The organism is Trinickia sp. Z7, from assembly GCF_056498045.1.
In genome coordinates this window covers 128,884-146,566 of the sequence record NZ_JAUEQW010000005.1, presented here as the reverse complement: position 1 = coordinate 146,566, position 17,683 = coordinate 128,884, and the positions used below count along the sequence as shown (strand labels likewise).

The following is a 17,683-nucleotide window of genomic DNA, read 5'->3' as shown; positions in this document are numbered from 1 at the left end:
CGGTGAAATCGATTTTGTTCGCAATTGCAGGGATACTGATGGGCGGGGCATCGGTCACGCCTTCGGCCGTCTTCGCGCAGGAGACACTGCCCGTCAGCCGTGCGGCAGTCGCGGCGCAAATGCGCGAGCTGGCCGATGTGGGCTACCGCGCCACCGGCGATGAAACGGCCTACCCAGGGAACGTTGAAGCGGTTGTGCAACGCGCCGGGCGAAGCCCGGCGGGGCACGCGCGACTTGCCGATAGTACCGGTTACGGTCGGCCAATGGGGCCGCGAAGCGAATCGGGCGCACGCGAGCCGAAGGGTCCCGGATCGCTCTTTTTCGGCATGTGATCGAGCGGCGGTTCGGCGCGGCCGGCTCCGGCCGCGCCGTCGTGGTTACATGTGAACGCCCGAGATGTAGTGCTCGAGCTGCCGGATCGTGAACTGTTGCTCCGAGATGATGCTTTTCACGAGATCGCCGATCGAAACCATCCCGACGAGCTTGCCGCCGTCGATCACGGGCAGGTGACGCATTCGGTGCTGTGTCATCAAGGCCATGCACGTCTCGTCGGTGTCCGACATGCGCACGTGGAGCACCTGCGCCGTCATGATGTCGCGCACGGGCGTCGATTTGGACGAGCGATCCATGAGGACGATCTTGCGCGCGTAGTCGCGTTCGGTGACGATGCCCGCGATTTTCTTCTCGCTGCCCTGAGTCACGATCAGCGCGCCGATCTGGTATTGCGCCATCATTTTCACCGCCTCGAAGACGGACGCCTCGGCGTCGATCGTGAGGACCGGCTGCTCGCCCGTTCGTTTGGCGGCTATTGGGTCGTCCAATTTCGACTTCAGAATTTGCGCTACGTTGGGCATGTGAGTCTCCGTCTTCTCGTTCGGTGGGCGGGGATCGGCGCCGGCGTGCGCGGCATCTGCGACGCGGGGGCTTGTTTCCCAGTATAGGCGCTGGCGGCGGCTGCGGCGGCTTGCGCCCGCGGTCGCCGATGGCGATTGGGGTTAAACTCGCGGTGCGCGCGCCGGCTGTCGGTGTGCCGACGAACCGTTATAACGTTATTCTCGAGAAGTCATGTCCACGCCCTCCCAGCCGCCGCGCGTCGGCGGCGATAGCGCCACGCAGTGCGTCACACTCGCCGCCAAGGCCACTTTGCCCACCCGGTACGGAACGTTCACCTCATACGCCTTTCGCGTTTCGGCGGGAGAAGCCGAACATCTGGCTTTGGTGATGGGCGACGTGAGCGGCCAGGCCTCGGTGCTCACGCGTCTGCATTCGGAGTGCTTGACGGGAGATGTGCTGGGTTCGTATCGCTGCGACTGCGGGGAGCAACTCGATCTCGCATTGCGTTATATCGCCGCGGAAGGGCGGGGCGTCCTGTTGTATCTTCGGGGCCACGAAGGCCGGGGGATCGGGCTATCGAACAAAATCCGCGCTTATGCGCTGCAAGAGCAGGGGCTCGACACCGTGGAGGCGAACCTCGAACTCGGGTTGCCCGACGACGCCCGCGAGTACGATTCCGCCGTCGCCATTCTGCGCGAGCTCAACGTAGCGTCAGTGCGGCTCATGAGCAACAACCCGAAAAAGTTCGACACGCTCGCCAAGCATGGTATTCCCGTTTGCGAGCGTGTTGCGCTCGCGATTCCAGTGCGCGATGAGAACGAGCGATACATTCGGACCAAGCAGGCGAAGTTCGGGCATTACTTCGACGAGAACGAGTAGTTTTACCTCAGGTGGGGAGAGCCCATCTGGGCTTGGGTGTTGCGCCAGAGGCGTTTGAAATATAACGAACCTCTTCGACGTGGGGCGATCTGGCGGACTGGGACGCCGGGAATGGTCATGGGCGCTTTCGCCTGGGGCCATCCGTTTCTCGACGGGAACGGTCGCACGTATGCGTGGAGAGGATTAGGCGGTGTGCCGCCCCTGCTCGCTTCTCATCGAATAACGGCCGACACCCGCTTTCGTCAGGAGCGGCAGCCCACCGAGCGCGGGACACGAATCTCGTGCCGCGGCCAACCGGCGGTCCCGTGTTCAACCGGCGACACCCCAGCAAGCCAATGCTCGACCGTCATATGCAACTGGCGCGATGCTTCGGAGGCAATCCAGCGGCAGCATGCATCGGTCGCCGCGCGAACCACGCGTCCGGCCGACAGAAAGACGAAGCGCACCTCCACTTCGTGATCGGCTACTCGCATCGCGATTTCGTGCAGTAGCGCCGACGCATCGCGCATTCGCGCTCGCGCCGATACTTCGGCGAAATGGTATTCGAGCCAATGCGCGAAGAACCATGCATCTCCTGGGCTAGCCAGCGTGAAGACGGTATCGCACCGCACCGGCTTATGCGGCGCATCGCCGCGCCCATCCACGACTGCGCCTGCAACCTCGGCCCCAGCCGGGGCGAATGGCGTCTCCCGCGTCATGGGGCGTTCGCGTCTAGCCGTGGGCGTCAGATGCTCGGTCGAGCCAGCGTCGCTCAACTGACGGGAGACGGCAGGAGCCTCGTCCCACGAAGCCGCACCGGACTGCAAGTGGTACGCACGTAACGCTTGCCATAGCAAGGCATGATCGTCGGCACGCGATGGCTGCAACGTGAGTTCGGCCGCGTGTTCATCGATGCGCGTCACCGCGCGCGCAACGAGACGCAACTCGCAGAGCTCGGTCGCCTCGCCGATGATCAAAGCGCGTCGCGGCAGGCCGATGGGCGGCAGCGTCGCCCGGCCGCCGACCGCGACCGTCAGCCCGTTACGACCGAGCCGCACGATCGGCATCGATTCGTCGAGATCGACGATCTTCACCCCGATTCGTGCCCACGCGGCGAACGCTTCATCGAAATCAAAGGGGGGCGCGTCGCAGGCTGTGTACACAGTAGTTCTCCTTCAAAAGGCGCGGGTTCGATGGCGTCCGCGACCCGGTGCGAGCGGCCATTGATGTGATCGACCGACGCGCAAAACAGGGCGACCCAGCGGGGCGACCGCCTCGCCGTGCGCGCAGACGCCGTCGTAGACGATCGCTCGATTGCAAAACATGCGCTTCGATACCAGTGATGGCTGATGGGGGCGGGCGCGATGGCGAAGTCATGGTGCTGAGCCGCTTCACGAGCGCCTCGGGGGCAATGCCCCCATGGATCAGTCTTCGAGCGGGACGGGCCGCGCGCCGCGGCCGGGTCACGCGCAGGCTTGCAGCGCCGGTTCGCCGAGACGTTCCGCCGCCGGCGCCGGGTCGAGCCCCAGGGCGTGCAACGTTTGCTCGTCCAAATCGATCCAGCAAGCGACGACCATTCGCCCGTCGATGCGCTGCGCGGGCCCTGCCCGGTGCGCGTGCACGCCGATTCGACGAAATAGGCGCTCCATGCTCAGAAACGTGACCCCGATCAATTGCCGTGCGCCGAGTTTCAGTGCGCACTCGACGACGGCTGCGAGCATCGGCCGCACGGCCCAAGCGCCATCCTCGTCGCCAGCCGTGCTCGCGGCAAAGCGCGAGAGCTCCCAGACATGCAGCGACTTCGGCAACTGCATCCCGTCGGCCAACAGAGACGGAAAAAGCTCTTGCAATAGATAAGGATGCGTAGTGGGCAATAGTCTTGCACAGCCGCAAATGGCCCCCGATTCATCATGGGCGACGACATACACGGTGTCGTCGCGGTCGTATTGGTCTCGCTCCAACCGTTGATCAGCACACGGCAACTTCCACCCCAACTGCTCGACGAAGACCCGGTGCCGATAATGCGCAAGCGCGGCACCCAGTTCGTCGGGCAGGCTCCCGTCGCCGTGAACGGATGTGCGCATGAAATCCCTCGCTTATGTTTTTGATGAGCGCATTACAGCGCGCGCTCCGAGGGTCGGTAACTGTCAACGTTGACAGGACTGCGCAGGTGCGAACGAGCCTGCCGAAGCTTTGAGACGCTTCAGGGCATGGCGGTCGTTTCTAATAATGAGATTGAAATTAGGCGGCGATTTGCTTATAAATGAGCACTGTGAATGGGTTAGCAGATCAATCGAGCGCGGCCCGGCCGAAACGGCGGTCGCGCTTTGCCTTATTGGAGCGTCGAGCCGCGCAAGGCCGGTTGTCCCCACGGCGCAAGCGCGGTTTGTGCGACGGCGTTCGGCCAGTTCAGGTCGGCCACGCGTCGCAACAGCGCTCGCGCGGTTTGGGCCGGGCCGAGATCGAAGCCGTGGGGGTCGACGCACATGACATTGCTGCGGATGTCGTCCCACGCCACGACCAGCGCACCGGATGCCCGATCGACATACCAATCCCATCCGAGCGTGACGTGCGCGCCCCCAGGGCCGCGCGGACGCTGCCATTCGGTATATCCGGCGCTGCTCGCATCGACGCCTTCGGCGCGAAGATCGTCGAGCAAGTCGGGGTCCGACGCCGAATCCATGTGGACGAGGTGGAGATCGGCGAGGGCCTGCTCCGGGAGACGGACATAGCCGTCGACACTCGGGCTGAACTGCGTGGCGGAAGAATGTTTCATGCGCCGGACTGTAGCAGTCCGGCGCGGCCGTGGGACCTGGCAACTATGACAGCGTTGTGTCCCACTTTTTGTTACGTTTCGGGGTAATCATGGAAGCGCCCTTGCGGTGGCAGGACAGTTACGAAGAGCTGCGTGCGGCGAGCGACGAGCGGCAGTTGTTCGATCGGATAGCACAATTCGCCAAGCGGCTCGGCTTCGAGTACTGCTGCTATGGGATCCGCGTGCCGCTGCCCGTATCCAATCCGGCCGTCGCCATCTACGACACGTATCCGTCCGGATGGATGAAGCACTATCAAGAAAATCGCTTCATCGACATCGATCCCACCGTGCGCGAGGGCATGTCCAGTTCGCGGCTCATTCTCTGGCCCGAGGCGTCGTCCAACGCCCCCCGGTTATGGAGCGACGCTCACGATTTCGGCTTGCGGGTGGGGGTGGCCCATTCCAGTTGGGCCGCTCATGGCGTGTATGGTTTGCTGACGCTGGCGCGCTCCGCCGATGCCCTGACGAGCGCCGAGGTCGACGAATTGACATTGCAAGCGAGTTGGCTCGCCAATCTGTCGCACTCGTTGATGAGTGAATTTCTGGTGCCGAGCCTCGCGCCGGAGGCCAGCGTCGTCCTTACGCCGCGCGAGTGCGAGGTGCTGTGCTGGACCGGGGAGGGCAAGACCGCCCACGAAATCGGCCAGATCCTCAATATCTCCGAGCGCACGGTCAACTTTCACGTCAATAACGTGTTGCTGAAGCTGAACGCCACCAACAAAGTGCAAGCCGTGGTCAAAGCCATTGCGATGGGGTTGATCGCTTCTTGCTGAAGCGGCGCCGCGTTGGCTGATCGATCTCGTCGAATCGGCCGTCGATGCGCGGGCGACCTGCGTGAGGCCGCCCGTGGAGATCAAGACGGCAATCGCGACGAGGAGCGCAGCGGCGGCAACGCCCCGAGATCGGCGAGCGGATGAGTGTCGCTCGGCCAAGGCGAATTCAAGAAATGCGCAACGCGCTCGAGACGTACTTCGCCCAGCGAAGACGGCTGCCAGCGCGGCGCGCGGTCCTTGTCGACGAGGTGCGCGCGCACGCCCTCGCGAAAATCGCCTTCTTCGATCGCACGCGAGACGATGCCCAGTTCCATGCGATAAGCGTCGGCCAGCGTGACCTGCCTTCCGCGCAAGAGCGCCTCACGCGTGACGTGCAGCATCGTCGGCGAGTAGCCGTGCAGCGCGTCGAGTGCGGCTTGCAGCCAAGGGCGCATTTCGGTCGATGGGTTCGCGATCAGCGCCGACGCCAGCGATGCCGCCATTTCGTCGACGGCCAAACGCGCGCTGAAATGCTTTTCAATGGCGGGGACGAACGCTTCGATCGTCGCAGGCGCCCTAGGCGAGGCGGGCGGCACGAACGCTTCGCGCAGGCGCTCGAGCACTTGATTCGGCGGCAGGCGCGCGAGGCGCTCCTCGAATCCGGACAGCCATTCGCTTGGCACGCAAACATCGGCCAAGCCGCAGTAAACCGCGTCGGCGCCAGATAGCACCACGCCAGTCAGACCAACGTATAACGACAGTTCGACCGGCATGACGCTCAGGAAACGCGTCGCCCCGACGTCGGGAACGAATCCGATCCGCGTTTCTGGCATCGCGATCTTGCTGCGCTCGGTGGCGACGCGCAGCCCCGCCGCCTGCGCTAGACCCATGCCGCCGCCCATCGCGATACCGTCCGCGAGCGCGACGATCGGTTTGGGAAACGCGTGCAGCGCGAAGTCGAGCCGGTACTCGTCGATGAAAAATTGGCGCCAACCGTCTGCGCCGTCGACGCGTCCCGCGAGGGCCCCGTGGTACAGCGCGCGGACGTCGCCACCCGCGCAAAAGCCTTTTTCGCCGCTGCCTCGCAGCACCAAGGCCACGATGCGCTCGTCGTTGCGGCAGCGCTCGATGTGCGCGGCAAGCTCGCGCAACATCGCGTGAGAGAGGGCGTTGAGCGCTTGCGGTCGATCGAGCGTCAAGATCGCGACGCCATTGACGACGTGATGGAGCACGCGCCCCTCGGCCGGTGCGCCCGATGCGCCATCGCGAGCGGCCTGCGAAGGTTCGACACGTGCATTCATTGCGGGACTCCGTTGGTGTTGGGGTTTGGTGTTTTGAACGAAAGGATGTCGTGCGGCGCATCGCCGCACCTTTATGACTGTCCGGTGCGTCGTTCGTAGAGCGAGATGATGGCCGAGAAGTCGAGCCCCCCGCGCCCCGCCGCGCTCATCGCCTGGTAAAGCTGCTGCGCAAGGGCGCCCATGAAGATCGGCTGCTTCGCCGAGCGCGCCGCTTCTGCAGCGAGGCCTAGGTCTTTGAGCATGAGGTCCGCACCGAACCCGCCTGTATAGCCGCGCGATGCGGGCGCCGATTCGACGATCCCGGGAAACGGGTTGTAGGTGTCCGAGCTCCAACTGCGGCCCGTCGACGTGTTGATGATGCCCGCCAGCACCTTCGGATCGATGCCGAGCGCGGCGCCGAGCGACATCGCTTCGGCCACGCCCGTCATCGTGATCGCCAGCAGCAGGTTATTGCAGATCTTCGCGACTTGGCCCATGCCCGTGTCGCCGCAGCGGACGATGTTCTTGCCCATCGCGCCGAGCACGGGGCTCACGGCGGCGAAGAGCGTCTCGTTCGCGCCCACCATGAACGTGAGCGTTCCGGCTGCGGCGCCGCCCGTGCCGCCCGAAACCGGCGCATCGACGAAGGCGTTGCCCTGCGCCGCCGCGAGCTTGGCGAAGCCCTGAACGCTGGCCGGATCGATCGTGCTCGAATCGACGATCGTCACGCCGGCCGGGATACCGGCCAGCACTCCTTGCTCGCCCGCGAGCACCTCGCGCACGTGCGCCGCTGCCGGCAGCATCGTGATCACGAGTTCGACGTCGGTCGCGGCCGCCTGGGGCGAGCTGCAGACCACCGCCCCCGCATCGGCCAGAGCGCGCAGCGCCGCTTCGCTCAAATCGAATGCTTGCAGCGCGTGGCCGTGCTTCAGCAGATTGCGCGCCATCGGCGCGCCCATGTTGCCCAAGCCGACGAATCCAACCTTCATGGCAAGTCTCCTTCGCGAAGTAAAGGCGCGGGTTCAGCGCAGGCTGATCGTCGTGTTGACGGCGCCGGCCGCGGGACCCGCATCGTCGAACCAGCGCGCGGTGACCGTTTTCGTCTGCGTGTAGAACTGAACGACTTGCTTGCCGTAGGGTCCCAAATCGCCCAGCTTCGAGCCGCGCGAACCCGTGAAGCTGAAAAACGGTACCGGCACCGGAATCGGGATGTTGATCCCGACTTGGCCGATGTCGATTTCGCTTTGGAACTTGCGGGCCGCGGCGCCGCTTTGTGTGAAGAGCCCGACGCCGTTGCCGAACGGATTGCGGTTCACGAGGGCGATCGCGTCGTCGAGTGTTGCGGCTTCGAGCACGACGAGCACGGGACCGAAGATTTCCGTGCGATAGATCGTCATATCGGTCGTCACGCCCGTGAAGACGGTCGGGCCGATGAAGTTGCCACACTCGTAGCCGGGCACCGTCACGCCGCGTCCATCGAGCGCCAAAGTCGCGCCTTCGTCGACGCCTTTGGCGATCAGCGACAAAATGCGCTCTTTGGCCACATTGGAGACGACGGGGCCGAGGTCGGTATTCGGCTCGATGCCGGCATTGACCTTCAGCGTTTTCGCGCGCGCAACGAGATCGGGGAGCCATTCGCGTGCTTGTCCAACGAGTACGACGGCCGAAGTCGCCATGCAGCGCTGCCCCGCCGCGCCGAAGCCGGCGCCGACGAGCGCGTTGAGCGTCTGTTCGCGATTGGCGTCGGGCAAAACGACGGCGTGGTTTTTCGCGCCCATCATCGATTGCACGCGTTTGCCGTGCTGGCTCGCCAAGTTGTACACGTGAGTGCCCACGGCCGTCGATCCGACGAAGGAAACCGCTTTGATCGATTCGTGCGTGCACAGCGCGTCGACCGCTTCTTTGCCACCATGCACGACATTCAGCACGCCGCGCGGAATGCCCGCTTCGAGCGCCAATTCGACGAGCGCCATGGTGGAAAGCGGGTCCTGCTCCGACGGCTTGAGCACGAACGTGTTGCCGCAGACGATCGCCATCGGGAACATCCACAGCGGGATCATTGCCGGAAAGTTGAACGGCGTGATGCCGGCGCAAACGCCGATCGGCTGGCGCAGCGTGTAGGTGTCGACGCCGGAGGCGACGTTCTCGGCGAACTCGCCCAGTTGCAAGGTGCCGATCGAAGCGGCATGCTCGACCACCTCCAAGCCGCGAAAGATGTCGCCTTCGGCGTCGGGCAGCGTTTTGCCTTGTTCCGCCGTCAGGATTTTGGCGATTCGCGGCATGTGTTCGCGAATGAGCGCCTGGTACTTCAACATGATTCGCGCGCGCGTCCCGATCGGGGTGGCTTTCCACTGAGCGAAGGCCGCCTGCGCGGCCCCCACCGCGGCGTCGATTTCGGCACGGGTTGCGAAGGGCACCCGCGCGAGCACCTCCTGGGTGGCCGGGTTGACGATGTCCCGCCACTCGGTGGAAACGGATTGAACGAATTCGCCGTTGATCAGAAGCTTGACGGTCGGAATGCTGGCGCCGTTGGCGGAAGATGCGCTCATCGATAGGCTCCGGTTCATTGAATGGGAAAACACGCCTGGCGCGAGCCAGGCGCGAAACGGCAAGCCCGCGCGCACGATTGCGCGGCTTGCGAGGATCGTTGCAGCGGGTGAGGCGAGTGGGGCGCAGGGCGCATCGCGGGGATCGTCATCGAAGGTCCGGGAAATCTTCTTCCCAATACTCGCCGGGCAGGCGCTCGGCGGCGTCCCCCCGGTCGATTTCCCGGCGACGCAGTTCGACGCGGCGGATCTTGCCTGAGATGGTTTTCGGCAAGTCGTAGGCCTCGAGGCGCCGGATGCGCTTGTACGGCGAAAGCCGCTCGCGCGAGAACGCGAAAATGCGCTTGGCCAGTTCGGGGGTGAACTCATAGCCGTGACGCAGCATGACGTACGCTTTCGGGACCGACAGCCGTAACGGGTCTGGGCTGGGCACGACCGCGGCCTCGGCGACCGCTTCGTGCTCGATCAGCACGCTTTCGAGTTCGAACGGGCTTAGACGATAGTCCGACGATTTGAAGACGTCGTCGGCCCGGCCCACGTATACGTAATAGCCGTCCTGGCGGCGCATGGCGATGTCGGAGGTGTGATAGCGCGCGTCGCGCAGGACGTGCGCCGTGGCATCCGCGTTGTTCGCGTAGCGCGTCATCAACCCGAGCGGCCCGCGGCCGGTGGCAGGATCGAGCGGCAGGGCGATCTCACCTTCCTCGGCCGGCTGGCCGTCGGGGTCGACCAGCACGACGCGGTACCCCGGCATCGGGCGCCCCATCGCACCCGGGACGACCGGTTGCCCTGGCGAGTTGCCGATTTGGCACGTGGTCTCGGTCTGGCCGTACCCGTCGCGAATCGTGATGCCCCACGCGGCTTTCACGCGCTCGATGATTTCAGGATTGAGCGGTTCGCCGGCGCCGACGATTTCCCGCAACGAAACGGCGTACGAGGCGAGCGGCTCTTGCACGAGCATGCGCCAGACGGTTGGCGGCGCGCACAGCGTCGTGACGCCGCGACTCACCAGCGTTTCAAGCGTGGCCTGCGCATCGAAGCGTGCGTAATTGAGGATGAAGACGCACGCTTGAGCGTTCCATGGTGCGAAAAAGCAACTCCACGCGTGCTTTGCCCAGCCCGGCGAGCTGATGTTCCAATGGACGTCGCCAGGCTGCAGGCCGATCCAATACATCGTCGATAAGCTGCCGACGGGGTAGCTCTCGTGGGTATGTTCGACGAGCTTCGGTTTGGACGTCGTGCCCGAGGTGAAATAGAGCAGCAGCGGGTCGCGCGCTTGCGTCACGCCGCGCGGCTCGAATGCGGCGCTCGCCGAGTAGCCTTCGGCAAAGGAGTGCCATCCGGCCGGCGCGGCGCCGCTCGTCCCCACGGCCATCTTGACGAGGCGGGCATCGATCGCGTCGAACTTGCCGCATTCGGCGGCGTCGACGATCGCGAACTGCGGCTGGCCGATGCCGATCCGGTCGCGCAAATCGTCGGTCGACAACTGCGTGGTGGCGGGCATGAGCACCGCGCCCAGCTTGATCGCAGCGAGCATGGCGTCCCACAGCTCGACGCGATTGGGCAGCATGAGCAAGATCCGGTCGCCGCGTTCGACGCCGAGCCCACGCAGGTAATTCGCGATGCGCGCCGAGCGTTCCGACATGTGCGCGAAAGAAAACACGGTCGCCTCGCCGGTGCCCGCATCGACGAGCGCGAGCGCCGGGTTATCGTTGCCGCGCGCCATTGGATCGAAGTAGTCGAGCGCCCAGTTGAACGCATCCAGAGCCGGCCAAGCGAACTCGCGGTAGGCGAGCTCATAGTCGGTGCGATGGCGCAATAGGAAGTCGCGCGCCGTCAGAAAGCGCTGTGCTGGCGTCATAGCTTGTCTCCTGTGTCGCTTTGGCCATGTCTCGCGCGTTCGATGCGCGCCGGGTCGATTCTTATTTATAGACGCCGATATGCTGGCAGCGTAGTCGCGCCGCGCCTACGGCCGCTTATGCCGATGTGCTACGCGTCGAAGTGTAGGCAGCGGCCGGGCCGGTTTCGATGCTCAACCCGCTCACTTTGCGTGAGCGCATTTACCACCCCGCGCAAGCGCGGCAGTCATAGAGACCTGTGGCCCGCTCCGAAGCATGAGGACGCGATCGCAAATTGGCCGAGCGTTGCGCCGAGAAACCCGGGTGCGCGTAAAGCGGGGAACACGCAGCCGGGCAGGCCGAATGCCGATGCGATGCAAAGCGCTGATCAGCGCACGCCCAGGCCGCGAAGGACGGCGTTGCCGTCGTCGGTCAATTGAAAGCGGGTGTCGCCCGATTCGGAGGTGATCGGCTCGACGAGGCCCGCCTCTTGCAGCATCGGGATCTCGGGCTTGGCGGACACGTCGATCGGCGAATGCAGCAACAGCAGCAGCGTGGCGATTTCGTGATGGCTCAGGATGCGCCGCAGCATCGTAGACGGCTTGCGCGGCATGGCATGTTGTTGCGGGTCAGTCATCGGGCCGGCCTCCATCGCGAATAGCAGCGCGCCGATGTTGCTCAAGCCGGCTTAAACGATCCTTAAGACGAGAACGTTTCTGGCGTCGCTCCGTGTGCGACCCACGGCGATAACACCATGAAAACAAAGGATGATTGCGTGCCGTCGGGTGCCATCGCGTATCACGGTGTTACACATTTCACGAGTAATCGAGTAGCTGGGCGGGAAACGCCAGACGCATCGAAAATTGGCCTCGGGTTCATCGGGGATTGGCCTGGCGCCTGCATCGCGCTTGGGCCATTTGCAGCTTCGCCGGCGGCTGGCCGCTAAGGCGGTAGTGAGGCGCGTCGATGGGGGCCCGTCTTCACGTGCTCGAATTTGGCGTGGCGGGACGGGCGGGGAGACGAGAACCGGACTCGATTGGTGGTACACCCCATGGGGCGCTGTCTCGCTTATAACATATACAAGCTGCATATCTTTTAGCGGCGACAGACGGACCCCGACCGATTCCGAGTAGATCTCTCGCTTGCGAGGTGAATGCGCCACGCGATGGCGTCCAGAGCACCGGTTGGCGGGATGTCGCTGGTGCTGCGGTGCTCAGCCGGTAACTCGATGCGGCATCGAGTCGCCCGCCAACTGACATTGTTAATCTACTGCAAAACATGTATAGTTGGTACACGTTAAACGCGAGTCGAGGATGACCAACCTCGCGTTTGGTCCGCCTTGCCCATACGTCCGGCCACCTCGATGCTCACGGCCAGAGGAAAATATGTCGACTCCAATCGAACCTCGGAGAGTCCGCCCTTCTAGCACGTATCGTGAGTTCATCGCGCAACAGGGCAATCAAGGCACGCGGGACATCGGCTGCAAAACGTGCGCGATGGCAGCGCTTTGCGCCGCTCGCCCAAGCGACCCCCTGGCACACGAGCGCCTCAACGATGCCGTGCAGTGCGTGCGCACCGTAAGGCGCGGGCATGCGTTGTTTCGCCCGGGCGACACATTCGGAAACATTTATGCGGTCCGCTCAGGGTCGTTCAAGACGGTGGTCACCCATCGCGAGGGGCGGGAGCAGGTCACGGGTTTCGCGATAGTGGGCGAAACACTCGGCTTCGATGGCATTGCCAGTGGCAGCTATCGTTGCGAGGCGATCGCACTGGAAGACAGTTCCGTGTGCGTGATGCCGTTCGATCTGCTCGAGATGTTATGCCGGGAAGTGAAAGCGATCCAACACCATGTCCACCAGATGCTCAGTGCCGAGATCGTACGAGCATCCGCGCTCATGATGCTGATCGGCGTCGCGACGGCAGAGGAGCGGGTGGCCATCTTTCTGGCCGACTTGTCGCGGCGCTGGCAGGCACGTGGCTACTCTGCCGAAGCGTTCACGCTGAAGATGACGCGTGAGGAAATCGGTAGTCATTTGGGACTGACGCTCGAGACGGTTAGCCGGATGTTATCGAAATTGCAGGCGCGGCGTTTGATCGAGGTGCATGGCAGGGATCTGCGAATTCTCGATATCGATGGGTTGCGCAATCAGGAGCCGGACGTTTGCAGTTCTGCCTTCCTGGTTCAGTAGGACGCAGTACGCGTACGTGTTACGTGCTCGAGCATCGCTTGTCAAAAAAGCCGGCCAGGAGGACATTGATGAAAGACCCCCGCGAATGCGCCACGAATTTCCCGATGTTGACGCCGCATGAAATCGCTACCCTCATGCTGGTCGCTCGTACCCCCGACGAGGTCGGCATCGAATGGCCCGACCTACAGCCGTTAGTGAGCTGCAATCTGATCAAAATCGACAAGTGCCGAAGGTGCCGGGGCAAACCGCTCGTCACGCCATTGGGCGATAATCTCGTTGTCCGGCTTTGTAGCTCGCCGCGACGGGCATCCAAAGTGGCATCCTCGGACTAATCTCGGTCGAGGCCATCAGTGAGGCCAATCATGCAAATTCTTCGTGAAGTCGAGCGCGCGGCCAGTCAGCGCGCAGATCACCTCGAAGCCCTGATCGACGAGGCGGGGGCCGAGAGCTTCCCGGCAAGCGATCCTCCCGCGGTCCATCCGGAACCGCGGCCAGTGGCAACGGACGTCGCAACTGGGATAGCATCGAGGAGAACGCCGTCATAGATCGCAAGCGGAGCGGGATCACGGACGCGGTCGACGGCCCCGCCTTGTGGCGCCGGCGCCGCTACTCGCTGCCCTCCTGGCATCCGCAATCGGCTTCGGTAGCGATGACGCGGTGCAGTTGCACGAACCGCTCATGCACCGGCATTTGAAAGAGCGGGTCGGCCGGCCGTTGCACGCTTGCCTGCAGAATCGAGGCCCAATCGACGGAATCCAGGTGGCGCGCCGCGATAGGAAACATCGTGAGTTCTTCGACCGCCATGTTGTGCCGCAGCCGCTCAGCGTACAGCCGGACACGAAACTCGAGGAGCTCGCCGGACATATTTTCGTCGCGCAACATGGATTCGAGATCCTGAATCAGCTCGTGACCTTGGCGAGCCAGCGTCGCATGCTGCGCCGCCAGTTCGCTTCCCACTTCGGGGGGCAACATTTTCTTCTCGAGCAGGCGATCGATAATGCGGTCCTCCAACGCGTGGTGATTCACGTCGGGAAACCGCGTCAAGTAGTACAGGGCATCCACGAGCAGCGCACTGTTGGCCGCGGCTTGTGCATCGCGTAGCATCGATCGGCGTTCGAGCAGTCGCACGAGCTGCTCCAAACGCCGGTGTTCGGCGATCAAGTTGTCAATGATGCTCGCCATGCTGAGCCTCGCGCGATAGCCCCTCTTGCCTCATGACGTCGAGTGCAAGTGTCGAATGCGCGTACGCTGCACCGGCTCGCATCTCAGCCGCGACCCAGATTGCTTCCATGATCTCGTTTTCCGATGCGCCGGCCTTCAAGGCCTCCTTCGTATGTCCCCGTATGCAATAAGGGCACTGCGTGACGTGCGCGACGGCCACTGCGATGAGTTGTTTCGTCCTTGCCGGCAACGCACCGTCGGCAAAAACACTGGCACTGAAAGCCCGGAACGCGGCGAGCGTATCGGGTGCGAGTTCCCTGCGTTGCCGGGCAATGTCCGGGCTTGACTGTGGATACATCGAGTTTTCCATCATTCACCTCTTACGAAAAACGCGGACGTTCGCACTCGACATGGTCGCCGCCAATCGCGCACGACGCGCCGGTGCCGACGCCGCGAGAAATTGCGTGAGCCGCGAAGCCTGCCGTTACGTCGGGCCTGTCGTGGAACCCGCTCTCAACCATCTCTTGAACTCCAGATACGCCACGATGAAGCGGCGCCGGTAGGGATAGGAGTGCGCGAAATGTCCCTTGTTGAGGACCGCCCGGCGGTAGATCTGCATCGTGCGACGCACCCACTCGGTGGCCTGCTGCAGGCCCTCGCGTTCGACGAGAAACTCAATGCGTCGCTGCTCGCTCATGGGCATCTATTCCTCTGGCCGACCGGGCCCGGCCGGCCTAACGATCATGCGGGAGATAGAGGGTGACGAGCACAGAGGCGCTTTCCACGGCCTCGAGCCAATGCGCTTCCTCGCTGGGCAGGAACAACATGTCGCCGCTGCGCATCAGTTGCACTCCCGCGGCGGTGCCGAATTTGACCGCACCTTCCAGGCACTGCACGGTGATCTCTCCCGGCGCCCGGTGCTCGGGAATGTGCTTACCGGCCGGAAGTACGAGCCGAACGACCTCCAGGTGGTCCGTGCGTATGAGCGTGAGGGACTTCGAATCGTGCAATGCATCGCCGAGTGGTCTAACGTCGATCAACTCGCCCTGTGTCGCCCGTGGAATTGCCATCACTGCCTCGCTACTTTAGTTTTGCTCGGCGCATCGTTCAAATTGCCCTGCGCGCAAGCATGCTGCGAATTTCGCCGATTGCCTTTGCCGGATTCAGGCCCTTGGGACAGACGTCCGTGCAGTTCAAAATTGTGCGGCAGCGGAATAGGCGATATGGATCGTCGAGATTGTCGAGCCGCTCGCCCGTACCTTCGTCGCGCGAGTCGACGAGAAAGCGATAGGCCTGTAGCAGCCCCGCGGGGCCAACGTATTTGTCCGGATTCCACCAGAAGGAGGGGCACGCGCTCGAACAACACGCGCACAGAATGCACTCGTAAAGGCCGTCGAGTTGATCGCGCTCCTCCGGCGTCTGGCGCCTTTCCCGCTCGGGTGGGGGCGTGTCGTTGATCAAGTAGGGCTTGATCGAATGGTATTGCTTGAAGAACGCAGTCATGTCCACGATCAGGTCGCGAACGACCGGCAATCCCGGCAGCGGGCGCAACACCGTGTGACGGGGGAGCTCGTTCAGGTTGGTGATGCAGGCGAGTCCGTTCTTGCGGTTGATATTCATGGCATCCGAGCCGCACACGCCTTCGCGGCACGAGCGTCGAAAGCTTAGCGTCTCGTCTTGCGCCTTGAGCCGGATGAGAACGTCGAGCAACATCCGGTCATGCGGCGACACCTCGATCTCGTACGTTTGCATGTACGGCTTCGGATCCCGGTCCGGGTCGTAGCGAAAGATTTCGAAGACTCTTGTCTCACTCACGATGTTTCCTCCTCGTGGAGCAGCGCTCGTGGTGCGTTGGCGTTGAGCGATTCGAAGGTCGTGTCCGACCCGGCGACGCAACGCGTTGCTGGGCGCCACCTTCTCGAGCCGGCCGTCGCGATTGCACTCCTATGCTTTCCGTAGATTAGCTCGGCAAAACCGGAGGCGGTTGCGGTAGATCAAGATATCGATGTTATATCACAACATGATATATAGATGCTGACGAACCAGGCGGCGGTGACCCCGCCGGGCACGATCGTGCGCCGTGGCGCGGCTTGCGGAAGATCTCCGTGAAGGGTGGCTGCGTCAGATGGCAGACCCGGTGATTACCACGGTCACAAATCCACGGTCACAAATGCCGAGCGATCACCATCCGCTGGACCTCGCTCGTCCCCTCGTAGATCTGCGTGATGCGCGCGTCGCGGTAGTGGCGCTCGACCGGGTAGTCGGCGAGGTAGCCGTAGCCCCCGTGAATTTGAATCGCCTTCGAGCACACCTGTTCCGCCACTTCGGAGGCGTACAATTTCGCTTGAGAGGCTTCCGACAAGCAAGGTTTGCCCGCGCTGCGCAGCCGTGCGGCGTGATGGACGAGCAGACGTGCCGCATTCAGGCGCGTGGCCATATCGGCGAGCATATGGGCGATCGCTTGATGCTCCCTGATCGCCTTGCCGAATTGAATTCGGTCGCCAGCATATTCCCTAGCCGCGTCGAAAGCGGCGCGTGCAATGCCGACGGCCTGCGCCGCGATCCCGATCCGGCCGCCTTCCAGATTCGATAAAGCGATCTTGAGCCCTTCGCCGCGGGCGCCAAGCAAGTTTTCCTCGGGCACGGCGCAATCTTCGAGCGTGATCGGGCAGGTGTCTGAGGCACGAATCCCTAGCTTGTTTTCAGGGCGCCCGACCGTGAAACCAGGGGTGTCCGTCGGCACGATGAAGGCCGACAAGCCGCGCTTTCCCAGGTCCGGATCCGTGAGGGCAAACACGATCGCCACGCCGGCACGCCCGCCGCTCGTGACGAATTGCTTGCTGCCGTTGATAACCCATCGCCCGTCGGTCAGGACGGCGCGAGTCCTCAAATTGTGCGCTTCGGAGCCCGCGTGCGGCTCCGTGAGACAGAACGCGCCGATCGTCTTGCCGAGCGCAAGCGCCTGCAGCCAGCGCGCCTGCTGCTCGGGCGTGCCGAACTTCAAGATCGGGCCGCAGCCGACCGAATTGTGGACGCTCATGAGTGTCGCGCAGGCCGCGCAACCGGCTGCGATTTCCTCGATGGCTAGCGCATAGGCAATGTAGTCGGTATAAGTGCCGCCAAGTTCGGGCGGCACCATCATACCGAGCAGTCCAAGCTCACCCATCTGGCGAACGATTTGCGCGGGCAGGGCGCCGTCACGGTCCCACTCGGCGGCATGCGGCGCCAAGCACTGTGTCGCGAATTCGTGCGCAGCGTCGCGAATCATTCTTTGTTCGTCGGTGTAAAGCTCGTCCATCGCAGTGGCAGTCAATTGTTCGAGAAGGGTGAAATCGATTCAGCCCGCGTCCAGCCATTGCAACCGCATGGATCGGTAACGAGCGAACGGCGACGTATCGCGACCATGGGCG

General features: G+C 63.4%; 19 protein-coding genes. 4 read left to right on the top strand and 15 right to left on the bottom strand.

The annotated features are described in order from the left end of the window. Window positions 1-2: 2 nt before the first annotated feature. Window positions 3-332 carry a hypothetical protein gene (locus tag QQS38_RS11470; RefSeq protein WP_479645495.1) on the top strand — a complete coding sequence of 110 codons (330 nt, stop codon included), beginning with the start codon at window positions 3-5 and terminating at the stop codon, window positions 330-332. A 45-nt stretch (window positions 333-377) separates the two neighbouring features. Here QQS38_RS11470 and QQS38_RS11465 read toward each other — a convergent pair whose 3' ends face one another. Continuing rightward, window positions 378-854 carry a CBS domain-containing protein gene (locus QQS38_RS11465; protein ID WP_479645494.1) on the bottom strand — a complete coding sequence of 159 codons (477 nt, stop codon included), beginning with the start codon at window positions 852-854 and terminating at the stop codon, window positions 378-380. A 211-nt stretch (window positions 855-1,065) separates the two neighbouring features. On the opposite strand from QQS38_RS11465, the gene ribA reads away from it, so the two are divergent. Next, complete coding sequence (gene ribA, locus QQS38_RS11460; protein ID WP_479645493.1) at window positions 1,066-1,713, top strand: GTP cyclohydrolase II; 648 nt, start codon at window positions 1,066-1,068, stop codon at window positions 1,711-1,713. Window positions 1,714-1,955: 242 nt separating this feature from the next. On the opposite strand, the gene QQS38_RS11455 is transcribed toward ribA, so the two are convergent. The 3 genes from QQS38_RS11455 to QQS38_RS11445 form a co-directional block, all read right to left on the bottom strand. Continuing rightward, window positions 1,956-2,855: a hypothetical protein gene (locus QQS38_RS11455; RefSeq protein WP_479645492.1), complete on the bottom strand. Its 900-nt coding sequence runs from the start codon at window positions 2,853-2,855 to the stop codon at window positions 1,956-1,958. 300 nt (window positions 2,856-3,155) lie between these two features. Further along, entirely contained in the window at window positions 3,156-3,776 is a 621-nt protein-coding gene (locus tag QQS38_RS11450; RefSeq protein ID WP_479645491.1) for an acyl-homoserine-lactone synthase, read from the bottom strand. A 248-nt stretch (window positions 3,777-4,024) separates the two neighbouring features. Continuing rightward, entirely contained in the window at window positions 4,025-4,468 is a 444-nt protein-coding gene (locus tag QQS38_RS11445) for a DUF4902 domain-containing protein (protein WP_479645490.1), read from the bottom strand. Between the two features lie 89 nt (window positions 4,469-4,557). Between QQS38_RS11445 and QQS38_RS11440 the strand changes: the two genes are divergently transcribed. After that, complete coding sequence (locus QQS38_RS11440) at window positions 4,558-5,280, top strand: autoinducer binding domain-containing protein (protein ID WP_479645489.1); 723 nt, start codon at window positions 4,558-4,560, stop codon at window positions 5,278-5,280. An 80-nt stretch (window positions 5,281-5,360) separates the two neighbouring features. Here the strand turns inward: QQS38_RS11440 and QQS38_RS11435 are convergent, their stop codons facing one another. The 5 genes from QQS38_RS11435 to QQS38_RS11415 form a co-directional block, all read right to left on the bottom strand. Continuing rightward, entirely contained in the window at window positions 5,361-6,560 is a 1,200-nt protein-coding gene (locus QQS38_RS11435) for an enoyl-CoA hydratase/isomerase family protein (protein WP_479645488.1), read from the bottom strand. Window positions 6,561-6,631: 71 nt separating this feature from the next. Further along, window positions 6,632-7,528 carry a 3-hydroxyisobutyrate dehydrogenase gene (mmsB, locus tag QQS38_RS11430; protein ID WP_479645487.1) on the bottom strand — a complete coding sequence of 299 codons (897 nt, stop codon included), beginning with the start codon at window positions 7,526-7,528 and terminating at the stop codon, window positions 6,632-6,634. Between the two features lie 33 nt (window positions 7,529-7,561). Beyond that, complete coding sequence (locus QQS38_RS11425; RefSeq protein ID WP_479645486.1) at window positions 7,562-9,088, bottom strand: CoA-acylating methylmalonate-semialdehyde dehydrogenase; 1,527 nt, start codon at window positions 9,086-9,088, stop codon at window positions 7,562-7,564. A gap of 145 nt (window positions 9,089-9,233) precedes the next feature. Beyond that, on the bottom strand, window positions 9,234-10,946 hold the full coding sequence (locus QQS38_RS11420) for an AMP-binding protein (RefSeq protein ID WP_479645485.1): 1,713 nt from the start codon (window positions 10,944-10,946) through the stop codon (window positions 9,234-9,236). Window positions 10,947-11,311: 365 nt separating this feature from the next. Beyond that, entirely contained in the window at window positions 11,312-11,560 is a 249-nt protein-coding gene (locus QQS38_RS11415; RefSeq protein ID WP_479645484.1) for a hypothetical protein, read from the bottom strand. A gap of 748 nt (window positions 11,561-12,308) precedes the next feature. Here QQS38_RS11415 and QQS38_RS11410 point away from each other — a divergent pair. Next, complete coding sequence (locus tag QQS38_RS11410; RefSeq protein WP_479645678.1) at window positions 12,309-13,112, top strand: helix-turn-helix domain-containing protein; 804 nt, start codon at window positions 12,309-12,311, stop codon at window positions 13,110-13,112. A 606-nt stretch (window positions 13,113-13,718) separates the two neighbouring features. Here QQS38_RS11410 and QQS38_RS11405 read toward each other — a convergent pair. From QQS38_RS11405 to QQS38_RS11380, 6 genes are all read right to left on the bottom strand, one after another. Further along, window positions 13,719-14,294, bottom strand: a complete 576-nt coding sequence (locus QQS38_RS11405) for a hemerythrin domain-containing protein (RefSeq protein WP_479645483.1) — start codon at window positions 14,292-14,294, stop codon at window positions 13,719-13,721. After that, entirely contained in the window at window positions 14,278-14,631 is a 354-nt protein-coding gene (locus tag QQS38_RS11400) for a carboxymuconolactone decarboxylase family protein (protein WP_479645482.1), read from the bottom strand. Before QQS38_RS11400 ends, QQS38_RS11405 begins: the two co-directional genes overlap by 17 nt. A 126-nt stretch (window positions 14,632-14,757) precedes the next feature. Beyond that, entirely contained in the window at window positions 14,758-14,970 is a 213-nt protein-coding gene (locus QQS38_RS11395; RefSeq protein WP_479645481.1) for a hypothetical protein, read from the bottom strand. A gap of 37 nt (window positions 14,971-15,007) precedes the next feature. Then, window positions 15,008-15,343 carry a cupin domain-containing protein gene (locus QQS38_RS11390; RefSeq protein ID WP_479645480.1) on the bottom strand — a complete coding sequence of 112 codons (336 nt, stop codon included), beginning with the start codon at window positions 15,341-15,343 and terminating at the stop codon, window positions 15,008-15,010. A 37-nt stretch (window positions 15,344-15,380) separates the two neighbouring features. Next, a complete protein-coding gene (locus tag QQS38_RS11385) occupies window positions 15,381-16,088 on the bottom strand; it encodes a succinate dehydrogenase iron-sulfur subunit (protein WP_479645479.1) in 708 nt (235 codons plus the stop codon). Window positions 16,089-16,437: 349 nt separating this feature from the next. Next, window positions 16,438-17,571, bottom strand: a complete 1,134-nt coding sequence (locus QQS38_RS11380) for an acyl-CoA dehydrogenase (protein ID WP_479645478.1) — start codon at window positions 17,569-17,571, stop codon at window positions 16,438-16,440. Window positions 17,572-17,683 lie beyond the last annotated feature (112 nt).

What these genes read in the sequence shown, in the direction of transcription:
- QQS38_RS11410 (WP_479645678.1), top strand. Translation starts at nt 12,309, where the DNA reads ATGTCGACTCCAATCGAACCTCGGAGAGTCCGCCCTTCTAGCACGTAT.
- QQS38_RS11425 (WP_479645486.1), bottom strand. Translation starts at nt 9,088, where the DNA reads ATGAGCGCATCTTCCGCCAACGGCGCCAGCATTCCGACCGTCAAGCTT.
- QQS38_RS11395 (WP_479645481.1), bottom strand. Translation starts at nt 14,970, where the DNA reads ATGAGCGAGCAGCGACGCATTGAGTTTCTCGTCGAACGCGAGGGCCTG.
- QQS38_RS11400 (WP_479645482.1), bottom strand. Translation starts at nt 14,631, where the DNA reads ATGTATCCACAGTCAAGCCCGGACATTGCCCGGCAACGCAGGGAACTC.
- QQS38_RS11465 (WP_479645494.1), bottom strand. Translation starts at nt 854, where the DNA reads ATGCCCAACGTAGCGCAAATTCTGAAGTCGAAATTGGACGACCCAATA.
- QQS38_RS11415 (WP_479645484.1), bottom strand. Translation starts at nt 11,560, where the DNA reads ATGACTGACCCGCAACAACATGCCATGCCGCGCAAGCCGTCTACGATG.
- ribA (WP_479645493.1), top strand. Translation starts at nt 1,066, where the DNA reads ATGTCCACGCCCTCCCAGCCGCCGCGCGTCGGCGGCGATAGCGCCACG.
- QQS38_RS11445 (WP_479645490.1), bottom strand. Translation starts at nt 4,468, where the DNA reads ATGAAACATTCTTCCGCCACGCAGTTCAGCCCGAGTGTCGACGGCTAT.
- QQS38_RS11380 (WP_479645478.1), bottom strand. Translation starts at nt 17,571, where the DNA reads ATGGACGAGCTTTACACCGACGAACAAAGAATGATTCGCGACGCTGCG.
- QQS38_RS11435 (WP_479645488.1), bottom strand. Translation starts at nt 6,560, where the DNA reads ATGAATGCACGTGTCGAACCTTCGCAGGCCGCTCGCGATGGCGCATCG.
- QQS38_RS11440 (WP_479645489.1), top strand. Translation starts at nt 4,558, where the DNA reads ATGGAAGCGCCCTTGCGGTGGCAGGACAGTTACGAAGAGCTGCGTGCG.
- QQS38_RS11405 (WP_479645483.1), bottom strand. Translation starts at nt 14,294, where the DNA reads ATGGCGAGCATCATTGACAACTTGATCGCCGAACACCGGCGTTTGGAG.
- QQS38_RS11450 (WP_479645491.1), bottom strand. Translation starts at nt 3,776, where the DNA reads ATGCGCACATCCGTTCACGGCGACGGGAGCCTGCCCGACGAACTGGGT.
- QQS38_RS11390 (WP_479645480.1), bottom strand. Translation starts at nt 15,343, where the DNA reads ATGGCAATTCCACGGGCGACACAGGGCGAGTTGATCGACGTTAGACCA.
- QQS38_RS11420 (WP_479645485.1), bottom strand. Translation starts at nt 10,946, where the DNA reads ATGACGCCAGCACAGCGCTTTCTGACGGCGCGCGACTTCCTATTGCGC.
- mmsB (WP_479645487.1), bottom strand. Translation starts at nt 7,528, where the DNA reads ATGAAGGTTGGATTCGTCGGCTTGGGCAACATGGGCGCGCCGATGGCG.